1 protein-coding gene is annotated in these 20,189 nt (G+C 37.3%); it reads right to left on the bottom strand.

The genetic code is table 11. The features are described 5' to 3' along the window. Positions 1-141: 141 nt before the first annotated feature. Positions 142-20,175 (bottom strand): non-ribosomal peptide synthase/polyketide synthase, encoded by a 20,034-nt coding sequence (locus ACHRV3_RS17750; RefSeq protein WP_395436036.1) that lies wholly within the window; start codon positions 20,173-20,175, stop codon positions 142-144. Positions 20,176-20,189: the final 14 nt, after the last annotated feature.

Below are 20,189 nucleotides of genomic sequence, written 5' to 3'. Positions count from 1 at the left end.
CTTTATTTGACCCCTAAAATTCAACTTTTCTACATTTCGTATACACTCTCTCCTTCATGTGTCAGAGAAAGTTTGTTCATCATCCCTAAAAAAATTAGTATCTCTTTATTTATGTTTTATTTTTTTGTTTTTGCATTTTACTTAATTATTTATTTGTTGTATTTCTGACGTGAGCTCATTTAAACTTATTAAAATATCTGAAATTTCTTTGATATAAGTGTTGTCTAATAACGTGATGTGGGTAGAAGGAATATTATGTACTATTACCTGTTCAGTAGTATACTCTTGCCATCCGTAATCAAATTCTTCGAGATCATTTTCAACCGTTATTATTTTATTCTCAATTTCACTTTCTATTTCAGTATACATTGCTCTGAACAGAATAATTGGCACCTTTAATTTTGGCTTGTTTTTGGCTATATAAATGTAATTTTCGTTTCGGAAAATAACTTCTAAATGGCCTCTTACTTCATCCTCATTAATTTTTAGTTTGGAGTCACTTAACACTTTACTCACAGCCTCGATTTGTTCTTCTGCTGTTTTGTTTTCAAGCACTAAATCAGACCAATTAAATTCATCTCCGAACATGGCTTGAATAAGTATTTTTAATGAACTGCGATACGAATCATCTCGTTCCTTATTTTCACTTCTATCAACGTCAAATCCCATAAAAGAACTATCCAAAATCAATAATTCTTCAACATCAAATCCCTTATCTTGCAGTTGTACCGCCATTTCATAAGCCAATATTCCGCCAAGGGAATATCCACCAAGTCGATATGGTCCATATTGATCTATTTTTTGCATTTCTTCTATAAACTTAGAAGCCATTTCTTCAATAGATTCTGAAACTGGAGATTTTCCATTTAATCCCGGGGATTGAAATGCATATACCGGTTGCTCATCTCCCAGTAATTTGACTAGTTCAATATAACAGTTAACTGTTCCACCTCCCGGTGGAGCCAAATATATCGCTTTATTACTACCTTTCTTTTGTAAAGGTATTAAGATATTTTCCTTAGCAGACTGCATTGAATCTATATTCTCTACAAAATTAGATATCGTTGGATATTCAAATATGGTCATAATATTTGTATTCGAATCCAATACTTCATTAATTTTTGCAACTAGTTTTATTGCTAATAAACTATGTCCACCCAACTCAAAGAAGTTATCATGAATCCCTATTTTTTCTATTCCCAACAACTGCTGCCAGATAACTGCCAACTGTTTTTCCAGGTCTGTACCCGGAGCTACAAACTCTTTACTGGATAACTCGGAACTATCCGGATCCGGTAAAGCTTTCTTGTCCAATTTACCATTAGAGGTTAATGGCAACTGATCCATCTCAACCCAGAACATCGGAACCATATATTCCGGAAGACTTACTCTTAAGCGTTCCTGTAAATCTGTTGTATTTAATTTACCTTCTGAAACTACATAACCGATCAAACGTTTGTTCCCAACTTCATCCTCTCTGACTAAAACACAACACTGGATAATTTCTGAAAATGAAGACAATACATTTTCAATCTCACCAAGCTCAATTCGATAACCACGAATCTTTACCTGATTGTCCTTTCTACCGATGTATTCTATATTTCCATCCGGGAGCCAGCGCGCTAAATCGCCTGTCTTATAAATTCGGTCTCCTTCTATAAAAGGATTCGCTATAAACTTCTCTTGGGTTAATTCTTCCTGATTCAAATACCCCTTGGCCAGACCTGATCCACCCACACATAACTCTCCGATAACACCAATTGGCAATAGATTCAATTTGGAATCTAAAATATAGGCCTGGCTATTTCTAATAGGTTTACCGATCGGAATGTTTCTATGAGTAACTTCATCAATACTGTAGGTGGTAGAAAAGGTAGTATTTTCTGTAGGACCATAACCATTGACAATATGCAGCTGTGGATAAAGTTCTTTTAATTTATTGGTATAATTAAACAAAACTACATCACCTCCAACTATTAAATCAATTAAATTTTCAAAAACAGCTACATCATCTTCTACTACTTGATGAAACCAAGAGGCTGTCATCCACATAGTAGTAACTTTATGTTTTATAATAAGTTCTTTTAAATTTACGACACTCAATAATGTATTTGTATCTGCTAATATTAATTGTCCTCCATTTAATAAAGTACCGAAAAATTCTATGGTCGTAGCATCAAAAGAAATAGATCCTGTTGACAACCATACCGTATCTGAATTCAATGAGATATAATCACAGCTTTTACATAAACTAACAATATTATCATCTGTTATCATCACTCCTTTTGGGTTACCTGTAGTTCCTGACGTATACATGACGTAGGCTACGGAAGCAGGATGTCTTTCATTTACCACTTTTGAAGATTCGTAAGCAGAAGATTCTGCTATATCTAAGAAGAAAATAAAATCTGAAACTGATAAACTTGATAATAAAGAGTCTTCTCTGTAAAGAAGAAAATTCACGCTCGAATCCTCTACTATATGCGATAATCGTTTAGAAGGTAAGGTAGGATCTAAAGGAACATAAGTACATCCTGATTTTAGAATCCCTAATATACTAACGATCATATCAAAACTTCTGTTAAACAAGATTCCTATTCGCGAATCACTAATCACTCCCATCGATTCAAAATAATGAACCAATTGGTTGGATCGCTCGTCCAGTTCTTTATAAGTCATCACCTGATCTTCAAAAACCAAGGCTATTGCTTGTGGTGTTTTAAGAACCTGATCATTAAATAAATCCACTATCGTTTTATCCTGAGGGTATGCAAATGCAGTATCATTAAAAACAGTCAATAATTGCTGCTTATCCTCTGGGTCAAGCATAGAAAGACTCTCTATTGGTTGGTTCACATCATTGACAATACTTACCAGCAATTCTCTATAATGCAACAGCATTCGATCAATCGTGGTCTTATCAAATAAGGCGGTACAATACATTACATCCAATGCAGTACCATTACTCTCTTCCGATACATTCAGTGTTAAATCAAACTGTGATGTAACGGTATCAAATTCATAATCTGAAAGAGTAATACCTTCCAGGCCATTCCCTTCTTCTGATTCTTCCGACCCTTGTGGAGTATTTTGCAATACGAACGCCACCTGAAACAATGGTGTCATACTTCTGTCTCGGGTAGTAACCACTCGATCTACAACCTTCTCAAATGGAACCGACTGATGGTCATATGCTCCTAATGTAGTTTCTTTTACTCTTTCTAAAAGTTCCTTGAAACTTGGATTACCTCCAAGATCACTGCGAAGTGCCAACACATTTACAAAAAAGCCAATCATGCCTTCTAACTCCGCTTGGGTTCGATTAGCAATAGAAGTACCAACACAGATATCATCTTGCCCGCTATAACGCGACAACAATACCTTAAAGGCAGACAACATTACCATAAACAACGTAACACCTTCTCTTTGACACAATGCATTTAACGCCTCATTAAGTTCATTATCCAAAACTAAAGAAGCCCTCAAACCTGCTGTACTCTGCACAGAAGGACGAGTATAATCTGTTGGCAATGATAAAGTAGGCAGTCCTTGCAACTTCTCTTCCCAATACGATAACTGTGCTTCTAAAACAGCTCCTTCGAGATACTTTCTTTGCCAGATCGCATAATCTGAATATTGCAGAGTAAGTTCCGGTAAAACAGCTGTTCTGCCGGATTGGAGAGCACTGTAAAACTCCATAAACTCATTTACTAAAATCCCTTCTGACCAAGCATCACTGGCAATATGATGAAACACACAAGCCAATACATACTGCTGATTTCCTAAATCATACAAACAACTTCTTAACTTATATTCTTTTGCTAAATCAAAAGGTACTATCAGGTAATCCTGTAGACTACTCTCTAACAATACTGGATCTTCTATTTTTTTCTGATCAAGCTTCCAGTTTTCTGCACCTATTATTGCCTGATAGCCTACCCCATCTTCGGATAAAAGAATCGTACGCAATACCTCATGACGCGAAACTATACTTTGCAAGGTTTGTCCTAAAATCGACACATCCACTGCTCCTTCCAAACGGAAGACGATCGGGATATGGTATTCTGTACTGCCTTGCAATTGGTCCAAAAACCACAAACGTTCCTGACTGAAAGACAATGGAATTCGCGCCGGACGCTCCTCCACAACAATAGTCGGTAATAATATTCCTGTAGATTGAACCGATACATGTGCCCCTAATGCGGCTATACTAGTGTACTCAAAAACTTCTCTGATAGAAACCTCAATAGACAATTCTTTACGAATCATCGATACCAATCGGGTCGCCAGTAAACTATGACCTCCTAATTCAAAGAAGTTATCATAAATCCCTACTTTTTCTATTCCCAATAAATTCTGCCAGATAACAGCCAACTGTTCCTCTGTCTCTGTGCGTGGTGCAACATACTCCTGTGTAGAGAGATCTGAATTATCCGGATCCGGTAACGCTTTTCTATCCAATTTACCATTAGGAGTTAACGGCAACTGATCCAACTCAACCCAGATCATCGGAACCATATACTCGGGTAAACTTGATTTCAATTGTTCCTGTAAATCTGCTTTATCCAGTTTGCCTTCTACCACCACATAACCAACCAAACGTTTGTTACCACTTGCATCCTCTTTGGCCAATACTCCACACTGGATAATTCCAGATAAAGAAGACAAAGCATTCTCGATCTCACCAAGCTCAATACGATACCCTCGAATCTTAACCTGATTGTCTTTCCTGCCGATAAACTCAAGGCTTCCGTCAGCAAGCCAACGCACTAAATCGCCTGTCTTATAAATTCTGTCTCCTCCTGCAAAAGGATTCGCTATAAACTTCTCTTGGGTTAATTCTTCTCTGTTTAAATAACCTCGTCCTACTCCTACACCACTAACCCATAACTCTCCAACAACTCCAATCGGACATAAATTATCATACGCATCTACAACATACAACTGCATATTGGCTACAGGCTTACCTATAGGAACTACAACTCCAGAAGGAGCCTCGTACATAATATGAAGACTGACATCATCTGATGCTTCTGCAGGACCATAAGCATTCACTACAGCAATAGAAGGAAACGACGCAAACCAGGATTCTAATAATGAAATCGTAGCCGCTTCTCCGGTAACCAGAAAATAACGTAAATCTTCCAAACCTTTTCTTGAGCCTGTTTCCAATAAGTTCAATATGTAAGAAGGAACTAACTGAAGATGCGTAACTCCATAAGAACATAAAGCATTCTGAAAATCATTGGTGTCCAAGATCATGGACTCACTGTAAATCGCAATACGACCTCCACATAATAAACCACTTAATAATTGCCATACCGAAATATCAAAAGTAAAAGGCGCTGTAAAGGCAACAACGCTGGTACTGTCCATATTCAAATCATCAATCATAATCAAAAGATGGTTCAATAACCCGCTATGCTCTATCATAGCTCCTTTGGGAGCTCCCGTACTTCCCGAGGTATAAATAACATAACTCAACGAAGCAGGTGAATACGAAATACCTAATGGTTCTACAGAGCAATTGGCATATACCGAAGAGGAATCATCCAAAACGATAATCTTACTATCACTTAAAATCGCAGACAAAGCCTCTCTACTTGATGCATCGGTAAGAACCAAAGAACAACCGGTATCCTGAGCAATATAAGAAATACGGGATGCCGGATAATCCGGTTTAACAGGCACATAAGCACCTCCTGATTTTAAAATACCCAAGATCCCCACAAGCATATTCAAACTACGATCTACACAGATACCTACCAGACTATCTGCCACCACACCCTGATCACGAAGATAATGGCCCAGCTGATTAGAACGCTTATCCAACTCTTTGTAACTTAACTCTTCCGAGCCAAAAACTACAGCGATAGCATCAGGCGTTTTTTGCACCTGCTGCTCAAACAAATCAACTACCGTCTGATCCAATGGATATTCTACAAACGTATCGTTGAAAACAGCTGCTATCTGATGGGATTCCGCCGCAGTCAACATAGGCAAACTATGTATTGGTTGACTGATATCACTCAACATATTTACCAACAACTCTTTATAATGCAACAACATACGATCAATCGTAGTCTGGTCAAATAAAGCAGTGCAGTAATTTATTCCTACCGAAATATCAAAATCATTTTCTGTGATACTCAACATCAAATCAAATAGAGATGTAGCATCAGAATATTCATGTTCGGAAATTATAAGATTTTCCAAACTTGGACTTTCTTCTTTCGAATTTTCAATCTCATTATGAAAGTCAAACATTACCTGAAACAAAGGTGTCATACTTCTGTCACGAGTAGTTACTACCCGGTCTACCACTTTCTCAAATGGAGCCAGCTGATGATCATAACTACCCAATGTCGTCTCTTTTACTCGGGATAAAAGTTCTTTAAAATCCGGATTACCACCCAAATCACTACGAAGAACCAAAGTATTGACAAAAAAGCCAATCATACCTTCTAACTCCGATTGGGTTCGGTTAGCAATTGGAGTTCCCACACAAATATCGTCCTGACCACTATAACGTGACAACAATACTTTAAAGGCAGCTAACATTACCATAAACATGGTAACCCCTTCTCTTTGGCATAACGCTCTTAAAGACTCACTGATTTCTTTGTCCAAAAACAAGAAAGCACTTGAACCTGCCATACTCTGCACAGCAGGGCGAGGATAATCTGTTGGTAAAGATAAAGTAGCCACTCCTTGAAGCTTCGCTTCCCAATACGCTAACTGCGCATCTAAAACAGCTCCTTCGAGATACTTTCTTTGCCAGATCGCATAATCGGAATATTGTAACGTTAACTCCGGTAAAACAGCTGTTCTGCCAGATTGAAGAGCACTGTAAAACTCCATAAACTCATTTATCAAGATACCACCCGACCAGCCATCACTAACAATGTGATGAAGTACACAAGCCAGTACATACTGCTGATTTCCTAAATCATACAGACAGCTTCTTAACTTATAATCCTTTGCTAAATCAAAAGGACTCATCAAATAATCCTGCAGACTACTCTCTAAGAGTGTTTTATCTTCTATTTTTACCTGATCCAATGTCCAGTCTTCTGCAGCTATTACTTGCTGATATCCTACACCATCTTCGGATAAAAGAATCGTACGCAATACCTCATGGCGTGACACTATACTGTGTAATGTTTTCTCTAAAATCGATACATCTACCACTCCTTCCAAACGAAGCACTGTAGGAATATGATACTCTGTACTACCTTGCAACTGATCCAAAAACCACAAACGTTCCTGACTAAAAGACAATGGAATTCGCTCGGGACGATGCTCTGAAACAATAGTAGGCAGTAATACTCCTTTTGACTGAACCGATACATGAGCTCCTAAAGCTGCTATAGTAGTGTGTTCAAATACGTCTACAATTTCAATTTCTATCGTCAACTCTTTACGAATCATCGATACTAATCGGGTCGCCAATAAACTATGTCCACCCAACTCAAAGAAGTTATCATGAATCCCTATTTTTTCTATTCCCAACAACTGCTGCCAGATAACTGCCAACTGTTTTTCTGTATCTGTACCCGGAGCCACAAACTCTTTACTGGATAACTCAGAACTATCCGGATCCGGTAAAGCTTTCTTGTCCAATTTACCATTAGAGGTTAATGGCAACTGATCCATCTCAACCCAAAACATCGGAACCATATACTCCGGAAGGCTTACTCTTAAGCGTTCCTGTAAATCTGTTGTATTTAATTTACCTTCTGAAACTACATAACCGATCAAACGTTTATTGCCTCCTTCATCCTCTCTGGCTAAAACACAACACTGGATAATTCCTGATACCGAAGAAAGCGCAGTCTCGATCTCTCCAAGCTCAATTCGATAACCACGAATCTTTATCTGATCGTCTTTTCTTCCAATATATTCTATATTTCCATCAGCTAGCCAGCGCGCTAAATCGCCTGTCTTATAAATTCGGTCTCCTTCTATAAAAGGATTCGCTATAAACTTCTCTTGGGTTAATTCTTCCTGATTCAAATACCCCTTGGCCAGACCTGATCCACCCACACATAACTCTCCGATAACACCAATTGGCAATAGATTCAATTTGGAACCTAAGATATAAGCCTGACTATTTCTAATAGGTTTACCGATCGGAATGTTTCTATGAGTAACTTCATCAATACTATAGGTAGTAGAAAAAGTAGTATTTTCTGTAGGACCATAACCATTGACAATATGCAGCTGTGGATAAAGTTCTTTTAATTTATTGGTATAATTAAACAAAACTACATCACCTCCAACTACTAAATCAATTAAATTTTCAAAAACAGCTACATCATCTTCTACTACTTGATGAAACCAAGAGGCTGTCATCCACATAGTAGTAACTTTATGTTTTATAATAAGTTCTTTTAAATTTACGACACTCAATAATGTATTTGTATCTGCTAATATTAATTGTCCTCCATTTAATAAAGTACCGAAAAATTCTATGGTCGTAGCATCAAAAGAAATAGATCCTGTTGACAACCATACCGTATCTGAATTCAATGAGATATAATCACAGCTTTTACATAAACTAACAATATTATCATCTGTTATCATCACTCCTTTTGGGTTACCTGTAGTTCCTGACGTATACATGACATAGGCTACGGAAGCAGGATGTCTTTCATTTACCACTTTTGAAGATTCATAAGCAGAAGATTCTGCTATATCTAAGAAGAAAATAAAATCTGAAACGGATAAACTTGATAATAAAGAGTCTTCTCTGTAAAGAAGAAAATTCACGCTTGAATCTTCTACTATATGCGATAATCGTTTAGAAGGTAAGGTAGGATCTAAAGGAATATAAGTACATCCTGATTTTAGAATCCCTAATATACTAACGATCATATCAAAACTTCTGTTAAACAAAATTCCTATTCGCGAATCACTAATCACTCCCATCGATTCAAAATAATGAACCAATTGGTTGGATCGCTCGTCCAGTTCTTTATAAGTCATCACCTGATCTTCAAAAACCAAGGCTATTGCTTGTGGTGTTTTAAGAACCTGATCATTAAATAAATCCACTATCGTTTTATCCTGAGGGTATGCAAATGCAGTATCATTAAAAACAGTCAATAATTGCTGCTTATCCTCCTGGTCAAGCATAGAAAGACTCTCTATTGGTTGGTTCATATCATTGACAATACTTCCCAACAATTCTTTATAATGCAACAGCATACGATCAATTGTAGCTTTATCAAACAAAGCAGTACAATATTCTATAGTTAACAGAATCATTGAATCCTCTTCCGACGCGTTCAATGTTAAATCTGACTTCGAAGTAACCGCATCAAATTCATAACCTGAAAGGGTAACATTTTCTAAACCTTTTCCTGTTTCTCCCAACTCTTCCGGTGCATTATGCAATACAAATAACACCTGGAATAATGGACTCATACTCCTGTCACGATTAATAATCATTCGATCTACGATCTTCTCAAATGGAACCAACTGATGGTCATATCCTCCTAATGTAGTTTCTTTTACTCTTTCTAAAAGTTCCTTGAAACTTGGATTACCTCCAAGATCACTGCGAAGTGCCAACACATTTACAAAAAAGCCAATCATGCCTTCCAACTCTGCTTGGGTACGGTTAGCAATAGAAGTACCAACACAGATATCATCTTGCCCGCTATAACGCGACAACAATACCTTAAAGGCAGACAGCATTACCATAAACAAGGTAACACCTTCTCTTTGACACAATGCATTTAAAGACTCACTTAGTTCTTTATCTAAAACTAAAGAAGCCCTCGAACCTGCTGTACTTTGCACAGAAGGACGAGCATAATCTGTTGGCAATGATAAAGTAGGCAGTCCTTGCAACTTCTCTTCCCAATACGATAACTGTGCTTCTAAAACAGCTCCTTCGAGATACTTTCTTTGCCAGATCGCATAATCTGAATATTGCAGAGTAAGTTCCGGTAAAACAGCAGTTCTTCCAGATTGAAGAGCACTGTAAAGCTCCATAAACTCATTTACTAAAATCCCTTCTGACCAATCATCACTGGCAATATGATGAAACACACAAGCCAATACATACTGCTGGTTTCCTAAATCGTACAGACAACTTCTTAACTTATATTCTTTTGCTAAATCAAAAGGTAACATCAGATAATCCTGCAGACTACTCTCTAACAGTGCTGGATCTTCTATTTTTATCTGATCAAGCTTCCAATTTTCTGCACCTATTATTTCCTGATAGCCTACCCCATCTTCGGATAAAAGAATCGTACGCAATACCTCATGACGCGAAACTATACTTTGCAAGGTTTGTCCTAAAATCGACGCATCCACTGCTCCTTCCAAACGAAGAACTATAGGAATATGATAGGCAACACTTCCTTCTAACTGATCCAAAAACCACAAACGTTCCTGACTGAAAGACAATGGAATTCGCGCCGGACGCTCCTCCACAACAATAGTCGGCAATAAGACTCCTGTAGATTGAACCGATACATGCGCTCCTAATGCGGCTATGCTAGTGTACTCAAAAACTTCTCGAATCGATACTTCAATAGACAATTCTTTACGAATCATCGATACCAATCGGGTCGCCAGTAAACTATGACCTCCTAATTCAAAGAAGTTATCATAAATCCCTACCTTTTCTATTCCCAATAAATTCTGCCAGATAACAGCCAACTGTTCCTCTGTCTCTGTGCGTGGTGCAACATACTCCTGTGTAGAAAGATCTGAATTATCCGGATCCGGTAACGCTTTTCTGTCCAATTTACCGTTAGGAGTTAACGGCAACTGATCCAACTCAACCCAGATCATCGGAACCATATACTCGGGTAAACTTGATTTCAATTGTTCTTGTAGATCTGCTTTATCCAGTTTGCCTTCTACCACCACATAACCAACCAAACGTTTGTTACCACTTGCATCCTCTTTGGCCAATACTCCACACTGAATAATTCCAGATAAAGAAGACAAAGCATTCTCGATCTCACCAAGCTCAATACGATAGCCTCGAATCTTAACCTGATTGTCTTTCCTGCCGATAAACTCAAGGCTTCCATCAGCAAGCCAACGTACTAAATCGCCTGTCTTATAAATTCTGTCTCCTCCTGCAAAAGGATTCGCTATAAACTTCTCTTGAGTTAATTCTTCTCTGTTTAAATAACCTCGTCCTACTCCTACACCACTAACCCATAACTCTCCAACAACTCCAATCGGACATAAATTATCATACGCATCTACAACATACAACTGCATATTGGCTACAGGCTTACCTATAGGAACTACAACTCCAGAAGGAGCCTCGTACATAATATGAAGACTGACATCATCTGATGCTTCTGCAGGACCATAAGCATTCACTACAGCAATAGAAGGAAACGACGCAAACCAGGATTCCAATAATGAAATCGTAGCCGCTTCTCCTGTAACCAGAAAATAACGTAAATCTTCCAAACCTTTTCTTGAACCTGTTTCCAATAAATTCAATATGTAAGAAGGAACTAACTGAAGATGGGTAACCCCATAAGAACATAAAGCATTCTGAAAATCATTGGTGTCCAAGATCATGGACTCACTGTAAATCGCAATACGACCTCCACATAATAAACCACTTAATAATTGCCATACCGAAATATCAAAAGTAAAAGGCGCTGTAAAGGCAACAACGCTGGTACTGTCCATATTCAAATCATCAATCATAATCAAAAGATGGTTCAATAGCCCACTATGCTCTATCATAGCTCCTTTGGGAGCTCCCGTACTTCCCGAGGTATAAATAACATAACTCAACGAAGCAGGTGAATACGAAATACCTAATGGTTCTACAGAGCAATTGGCATATACCGAAGAGGAATCATCCAAAACGATAATCTTACTATCACTTAAAATCGCAGACAAAGCCTCTCTACTTGATGCATCGGTAAGAACCAAAGAACAACCGGTATCCTGAGCAATATAGGAAATACGGGATGCCGGATAATCCGGTTTAACAGGCACATAAGCACCTCCTGATTTTAAAATACCCAAGATCCCAACAAGCATATTCAAACTACGATCTACACAGATACCTACCAGGCTATCTGCCACCACACCCTGATCACGAAGATAATGGCCCAGCTGATTAGAACGCTTATCTAACTCTTTGTAACTTAACTCTTCCGAGCCAAAAACTACAGCGATAGCATCAGGCGTTTTTTGCACCTGCTGCTCAAACAAATCAACTACCGTCTGATCCAATGGATATTCTACAAACGTATCGTTGAAAACAGCTGCTATCTGATGGGATTCCGCCGCAGTCAACATAGGCAAACTATGTATTGGCTGACTGATATCACTCAACATATTTACCAACAACTCTTTATAATGCAACAACATACGATCAATCGTAGTCTGGTCAAATAAAGCGGTGCAATAATTTATTCCTACCGAAATATCAAAATCACTTTCTGTGATACTCAACATCAAATCAAATTGAGCTGTAGTATCTGAATATTCATGTCCGGAAATTACAAGATCTTCTATTCTTGAGGTTCCTTCTTTAGCGTTTTCAACACTGTTGTGAAAATCAAACATTACCTGAAACAAAGGTGTCATACTTCTGTCACGAGTAGTTACTACCCGGTCTACCACTTTCTCAAATGGAGCCAGCTGATGATCATAACTACCCAATGTCGTTTCTTTTACTCGGGATAAAAGTTCTTTAAAATCCGGATTACCACCCAAATCACTGCGAAGTGCCAGGGTATTGACAAAAAAGCCAATCATACCTTCTAATTCCGATTGGGTACGATTCTCTATTGGAGTACCCACGCAAATATCGTCCTGACCACTATAACGTGACAACAATACTTTAAAGGCAGCTAACATTACCATAAACATGGTAACCCCTTCTCTTTGGCATAACGCTTTTAAAGACTCACTGATTTCTTTGTCCAAAAACAAGAAAGCACTTGAACCTGCCATACTCTGCACAGAAGGGCGAGGATAATCTGTTGGTAAAGATAAGGTAGCCACTCCTTGAAGCTTCGCTTCCCAATACGATAACTGTGCTTCTAGAACAGCTCCTTCGAGATATTTTCTTTGCCAGATCGCATAATCGGAATATTGTAACGTTAATTCCGGTAAAACAGCTGTTCTTCCAGATTGAAGAGCACTGTAAAACTCCATAAACTCATTCACCAAAATACCACCCGACCAGCCATCACTGGCAATGTGATGAAACACACAAGCCAATACATACTGCTGATTTCCTAAATCGTACAGACAGCTTCTTAACTTATAGTCCTTTGCTAAATCAAAAGGACTCATCAGATAATCCTGCAGACTACTCTCTAAGAGTGATTCGTCTGCTACTTTTATCTGATCCAGTGTCCAGTCTTCTGCAGGTATTATTTGCTGATACCCTACACCATCTTCGGATAAAAGAATCGTACGCAATACCTCATGACGTGACACTATACTGTGCAATGTTTTCTCTAAAATTGATACATCTACCACTCCTTCCAAACGAAGCACTGTAGGAATATGATATTCTGTACTACCTTGCAACTGATCCAAAAACCACAAACGTTCCTGACTAAAGGACATTGGAATTCGCTCGGGACGATGCTCTGAAACAATAGTAGGCAGTAATACTCCTTTCGACTGAACCGATACATGAGCTCCTAAAGCTGCTATACTTGTGTACTCAAACACTTCTCTGATAGAAACCTCAATAGACAGCTCTTTACGAATCATCGATACCAATCGGGTCGCCAATAAACTATGCCCACCCAACTCAAAGAAGTTATCATAAATCCCTACTTTTTCTATACCCAACAACTGTTGCCAGATTATAGCCAACTGTTTTTCTGTATCTGTACGTGGTGCAACATACTCTTGCGTAGAAAGATCCAAATTATCCGGATCCGGTAACGCCTTTTTATCCTGTTTACCATTTGAAGTTAACGGCATATAATCCAGTTCAACCCAGATCATTGGAACCATATACTCCGGCAGACTTAATTTTAATTGTTCTTGTAAATCAACTTTATCCAGTTCACCTTCCAGCACTACGTAACCAACCAGACGTTTGGTACCTCCTGCATTTTCTTTAGCCAAAACGCAACATTGGCTTACTGCTTCTAATGATAGTAATGCATTTTCAATCTCACCCAACTCGATACGATAACCACGAATCTTTACCTGATCGTCTTTCCTTCCAACATATTCTATATTTCCATCCGGTAGCCAGCGTGCTAAATCGCCTGTCTTATACATTCGGTCTCCTTCTATAAAAGGACTTACTATAAACTTCTCTTTCGTTAATTCTTCCTGATTCAAATAACCACGGGCTACACCAGCTCCACCCACACATAACTCTCCAATAACACCGATTGGTAAAAGTCGGTTGCTTTCGTCCACAATGTAAGCAGTAGTATTATCAATGGGCTTACCAATAGAAACAAGGTTATTTATATCTCCTCTAAAAGTTGTAGAACAGATACTTGCTTCTGTAGGACCATAAGCATTGATGTAATTATAGTGCTTAGAAAATGTCTTCGCTAATTCCAAAGGTATCGACTCCCCTGCAGTAACTAAAGTTCTAATACCTTTCAAGTCTTCAACGGACAACAATTGCAAAAATGCCGGTGGCAAAGTTGTAAAGGTGATACTATTGTTGTCTATAAAACTTCTAAAAAATTCAATATTTGACTTTACTTCTTCTTCTATAATACACAAACGAGAACCACTCAAAAGCGAAATACAAATTTCCCAAATGGAAGCATCAAATGAAGGGCTCGCAAATTGCAAACAACTATCACTATTGCCAATAGAAAAAGCCTTAATTTGAGATAAAATGGTATTGGTAATACTCTTATGTTCAATCATTACCCCTTTAGGTTGCCCTGTACTTCCTGAAGTGTAAATAACATAGGCCAAGTCATCTGATTTTATAGCAACCTCAGGCTGAACATCTGAATAATCAGAAATAGTTTCTTTAAACAAACTCAGGAATGAATTGTCTATAATTATACTACAACCACTATCGTTTTTTATATATTCTTTTCTTTCTTCCGGATAATTAACGTCAATAGGAACATAGGCAGCTCCTGTTTTTAATATCGCTAAAAATGATACTATTAACCAATCACTGCGCTCTAAAACAACGCCAATTAAACTCTGCGAATTGATACTATTAGTGGATAATAAATAATTAGCAAGTGCATTAGAACGTTTATTTAATTCTTTATAACTTAACTCTTCTCCCTTATAAATCACCGCAATAGCAGCAGGAGTATTTTTAACCTGCTCTTCAAATAAAGCAACTATTGTTTTGTCCTTTGGATATTCTACTGTCGTAGTATTAAAAACATCTAATAATTGGTAAGATTCCTCTTTTGGCAGAATTAAGTGTTTGTTTACATTAGTCTGCAGCTGGTCCTTAAAACAATTCAAAATACTGTCCAGGTAAATATGAAAACGTTCTAATGATACTCCTGACTTTAAGTTCTTATGCAAGACATACTGAAACTCAATTTCTGTACCTCCGGTTAAATTGACTGTTAAATTTAAGCTCGAGCTTGTTCGCTCAAAAGAAGACGTTTTTAACTCTTCCATACTATCTGCATCATCATTATGAGGTAAAACAGCTGTTGAAGAATTTTCTAAAATGACATCATTATATACATGAAAATCAATATAGTTGAACAATACATCAAAAAAAGAATCCTCTCTGTTTAATCCGGTAAGACGTTTGATCTCAAAAAAGGTCAGATGCCCATAGAGATTTATTTCATTCATCTTTTTTTCGACATTTTTAAAATAGGACAACCAACTTCCTCCTGATTCAAAAATATAGCGAACTGGTACGGTATTTAAAAAACATCCTAAAACTTTATCCCCATCTTTAATTGATGGACGATTATTTGCAACCAAACCAACGGTCAACTCTGTTTCATGAGTGAAGAGCTGTAATGCATAGATGTAGGCTCCAAACAATACACTCTTAAGCGTCAAATTATGCTCTTTACATTGTTGCTTTAGATCATTTAAAAAAGAAAGATCATATTGTGCTGTATAATATTCGGTTATTTCTGTTTCCTCTGAGAAAATATCTAAATATTTATATCCTGACAATTCTTCCTTCCAAAAAGAAATAGCATCAACATCTTGCTTAGCCATCAATTCTTTGATTATAAAATCACGCTGACTACAAGCCATTGCTGTAGTAGCAATAGAATCATTTCCTTTTTTTAATTCAAAATAAGTTTTATACAGTTCCGTAACGAACGAAGCAACACTCCATCCATCCATGATAGCATGGTGAAACTGGTATACAAATAACTTAGTTTGGGCGTCAATAGTAAAAATAGTAAAACGATATAATGATCCTTCTTGAATAGTAAAAGGAACTGTTCTTTCTGAAACCAGAAATTCTTCAATTTTCCTTTCTTGTTCTTGTTTATTAAATAGCGTTAAATCTATTTCTTCTATATCAAATGAAATATCCTTATATACGATTTGAACTGGTTGTTCATAATCTGAAAAATTAAAACTGGTACGAAATATAGAGTGCTTTTCAATTAATAATACAACTGCTTTATGAAAATTAATAGGATCGAAAGAGCCATCTATAAAAGGGAATACCATCTGATCATGAAAAACCCCTAAACTTGGATCTACTAATGATTCCATAATCATCCCTTGCTGAACATCGCTCATAGGATAGATATCTTCTATCAGATCTGAATTCGCAACAGAACTTCTGACAGACTGACCTAGTGTTACTAACTCAGCATCAATTCTTTGGTAAAGTTGTTCTGTCTTATCATCATAACTATCATCATTTAATACTGAAATTGAAAAACGCTCAATAGTACTATATTTAAAGAGATCACGTAGTTGAATACGTTGCTTAAATGTTTCATTTATTTTTGATATCAATCGGATCGATATAATAGAATCTCCTCCTATTTCAAAGAAATTATCATAAATCCCCACTTTTTCGATACCCAACAAATTCTGCCAGATTTCCACCAACTGTCTTTCTGTATCGGTACGCGGCGCAACATATTCCTTACTGGATAACTCAGAACTATCCGGATCCGGTAAGGCTTTCTTGTCCAGCTTTCCATTTGAAGTTAAAGGCATCTGATCCAGTTCAACCCAAATCATCGGAACCATATATTCGGGTAAACTTAACTTTAATTGTTCTTGTAGTACCTCTTTGTTCAATGAACCTTCCAAAACTACATAACCAACCAAACGTTTATTACCTGCTGTATCTTCTTTGGCTAATACACAACATTGGGTAACCGATTCTAACAATGACAAAGCATTCTCGATCTCACCCAATTCAATACGATAACCACGGATCTTAACCTGATTATCCTTTCTTCCAATATATTCGATACTACCGTCAGCTAGCCAGCGTCCTAAGTCTCCTGATCTATACAAGCGGTCTTCTGCTACAAAAGGATTTACTATAAATTTCTCTTGCGTTAATTCTTCTCTGTTTAAATATCCTCTTGCAACTCCTGCTCCTCCTACACATAACTCTCCAATAACCCCTACCGGTACTAAATTTAGATTGGCATCTAAAATATAACATCCTAAAGTAGGAATCGCTGAACCAATAGCACTAACCGAACTTAACATATCTGAACTTGTAAGTTCTTTATAGGTAACGTGAACCGTAGTCTCGGTAATACCATACATGTTAATCATTTTACAAGACGGATATAATGCTTTCCAATTTTGTAAATAAACAGGGTTTAATGCCTCTCCTCCAAAAATCACATATCTAATCGCATGATCAAAACTCTCTGATAAGAATGCTTCCTGAAGTGCATAAAAAGATCCCGGAGTCTGGTTTAAAACCGTGACTCCTTCAGTGATCAATAATTCCTTAAAGGAAATAGCGTCTTTGGTTACTGCTTTTGGAACCACTACCAAACGGCCTCCATGAAGCAAGGCTCCGTACATTTCCCATACCGAGAAATCAAAACAAAACGAATGAAACAGCGTCCAGACATCATGAGTTCCGAAATCAAACAAACAGGATTCATTTTTAAACAAACGAACTACATTACTATGGGTAATTAAAACTCCTTTTGGATTACCTGTACTTCCTGATGTATAAATCACATAAGCCAAATGATCCGGTGCTACAACAGCACTTAAGTTTTCTGTTGAATAATTTGAAATCTTATTCCAATCTGTATCTAAGAGTACAACATTAAGATCGGTATATTCCTCCAGTACTTTATGACTTGCTGCACTACTCAATACTAAATTAATTCCGGCATCACCTATCATATAAGCAATACGATCCTCTGGATAATCCGGATCGATTGGCACATAAGCCCCTCCTGATTTCAAGATTCCCAAGATTCCAACCAACATCTCCAAACCACGCTCTACACAGATCCCCACAAGAGTATCTGGTGCAACGCCTTGTTCTCTTAAATAAGATCCTAATTGGTTCGACCTTTCATTTAATTCTTTATAGCTTAATTTGGCTCCTTCATAAACCACCGCAATGGCATCAGGAGTATTTTTAACCTGTTCTTCAAACAAGGTAACTAATGTCTTATCTTTTGGATACTCAACTGCCGCATTATTGAAAACATCCAATAATTGGTGTTCCTCCCCTTTAGTCAAAATTGACAGCGTGTTTATTGGTTGATTGATATCACTTACAATACCTGTCAACAATTCTTGGTAATGCAGCAACATGCGATCAATCGTTACTTTATCAAATAAGGCTGTACAATAATTGATATCCAGATCAATATCATTATTGTTTTCAGATACACTCAATGTTAAATCAACTTTTGCATTAGTAGTCTCAAGATCATAACCTGAGAATGTTATCCCTTCCAGTCCATTTCCATTTCCTTCTTCTGCCGACTCTTCCGCAGTATTCTGCAATATAAACATCACCTGAAACAAAGGAGTCATACTCCTGTCTCGGGTAGTAACTACTCGATCCACGACCTTTTCAAATGGAACCAATTGGTGGTCGTAACTATCCAATGTAGTCTCCCTTACTCTTTCTAAGAGATCTTTAAAACTTGGATTACCTCCCAAATCATTGCGAAGTACCAGAGTATTGACAAAAAAACCAATCATCCCTTCTAACTCTGATTGGGTACGGTTTGCTATTGGCGTTCCTATACAAATATCTTCCTGTCCACTATAACGCGACAACAATACCTTAAAGACAGACAACATCAACATAAAAAGCGTAACACCTTCTGTTTGGCACAGCAATTTTAAAGACTCACTAAGCTCTTTATTCAAAACCAAGGAAACGCTTGATCCTGCTGTACTTTGCACAGAAGGACGTGCATAATCAATTGGTAAGGATAAGGTAGCTGCTCCTTTTAACTTCGCTTCCCAATACGCTAACTGGGACTCCAAAACAGCTCCTGCCAGGTATTTTCTTTGCCAGACCGCATAATCTGAATATTGCAAAGGAAGCTCCGGTAAAACAGCAGTTCTTCCTGACTTCAATGCGCTGTAAAGCTGCGTAAATTCATTTATCAAAATACCTTCTGACCAACCATCACTGGCAATGTGATGAAACACACAAGCCAGTACATATTGCTGGTTTCCTAAATCATACAGACAACTTCTTAACTTATAATCGTTGGATAAATCAAAAGGAAGTTTTATAAAAGAAGAAATAATTTCTTCCAGGTTGTAATTTTCATTTACAACCTTATGTTCCAATTTCCAATTTTCAGGCGACATTACTTCTTGATATCCTACTCCATTTTCAGAACGAATATTCGTGCGTAATACTTCGTGACGATTTATAATTTTATAAAAAGAATTCTCTAAAGAAGAAAAATCCAAATCCCCGTTTAATCTCAAAATTACAGGCATATGATACTCTACACTGCCTTGTAATTTGTCCAAAAACCACAAACGTTCCTGGCCAAATGATAATGGAATTTGTGTTATAGTGTTTCGATCGTAAGCAACAATTTTTTCTAAAACATTTCTTTGTTTTTTACTTTGACGCTTCTCAAAATATTTAATTATTGCTTCCTTATTTTCTTTTATTTTTTGCAATAAATCAGGATCAATCGGATTAACTGATTTTATTGTCAAAGATCCTTTATCAATCCCAATTTTAATTTTCTTATTATGAGCCTCTTTTAGAATACTTAAAATTTCTGCCTGCATGGTTAAAAATTATA

Origin of the sequence: Flavobacterium sp. FlaQc-49 (genome assembly GCF_044005985.1) — a bacterium.
In the GTDB taxonomy this organism is placed as follows: domain Bacteria; phylum Bacteroidota; class Bacteroidia; order Flavobacteriales; family Flavobacteriaceae; genus Flavobacterium; species Flavobacterium cupriresistens.
Note: the sequence above shows the minus strand (reverse complement) of the source record. Positions and strands in the feature narration are given on the sequence as shown.

Bases quoted from the DNA above. Each gene is read 5' to 3' on its own strand.
- ACHRV3_RS17750 (WP_395436036.1), bottom strand. From the start codon at position 20,175: ATGCAGGCAGAAATTTTAAGTATTCTAAAAGAGGCTCATAATAAGAAA.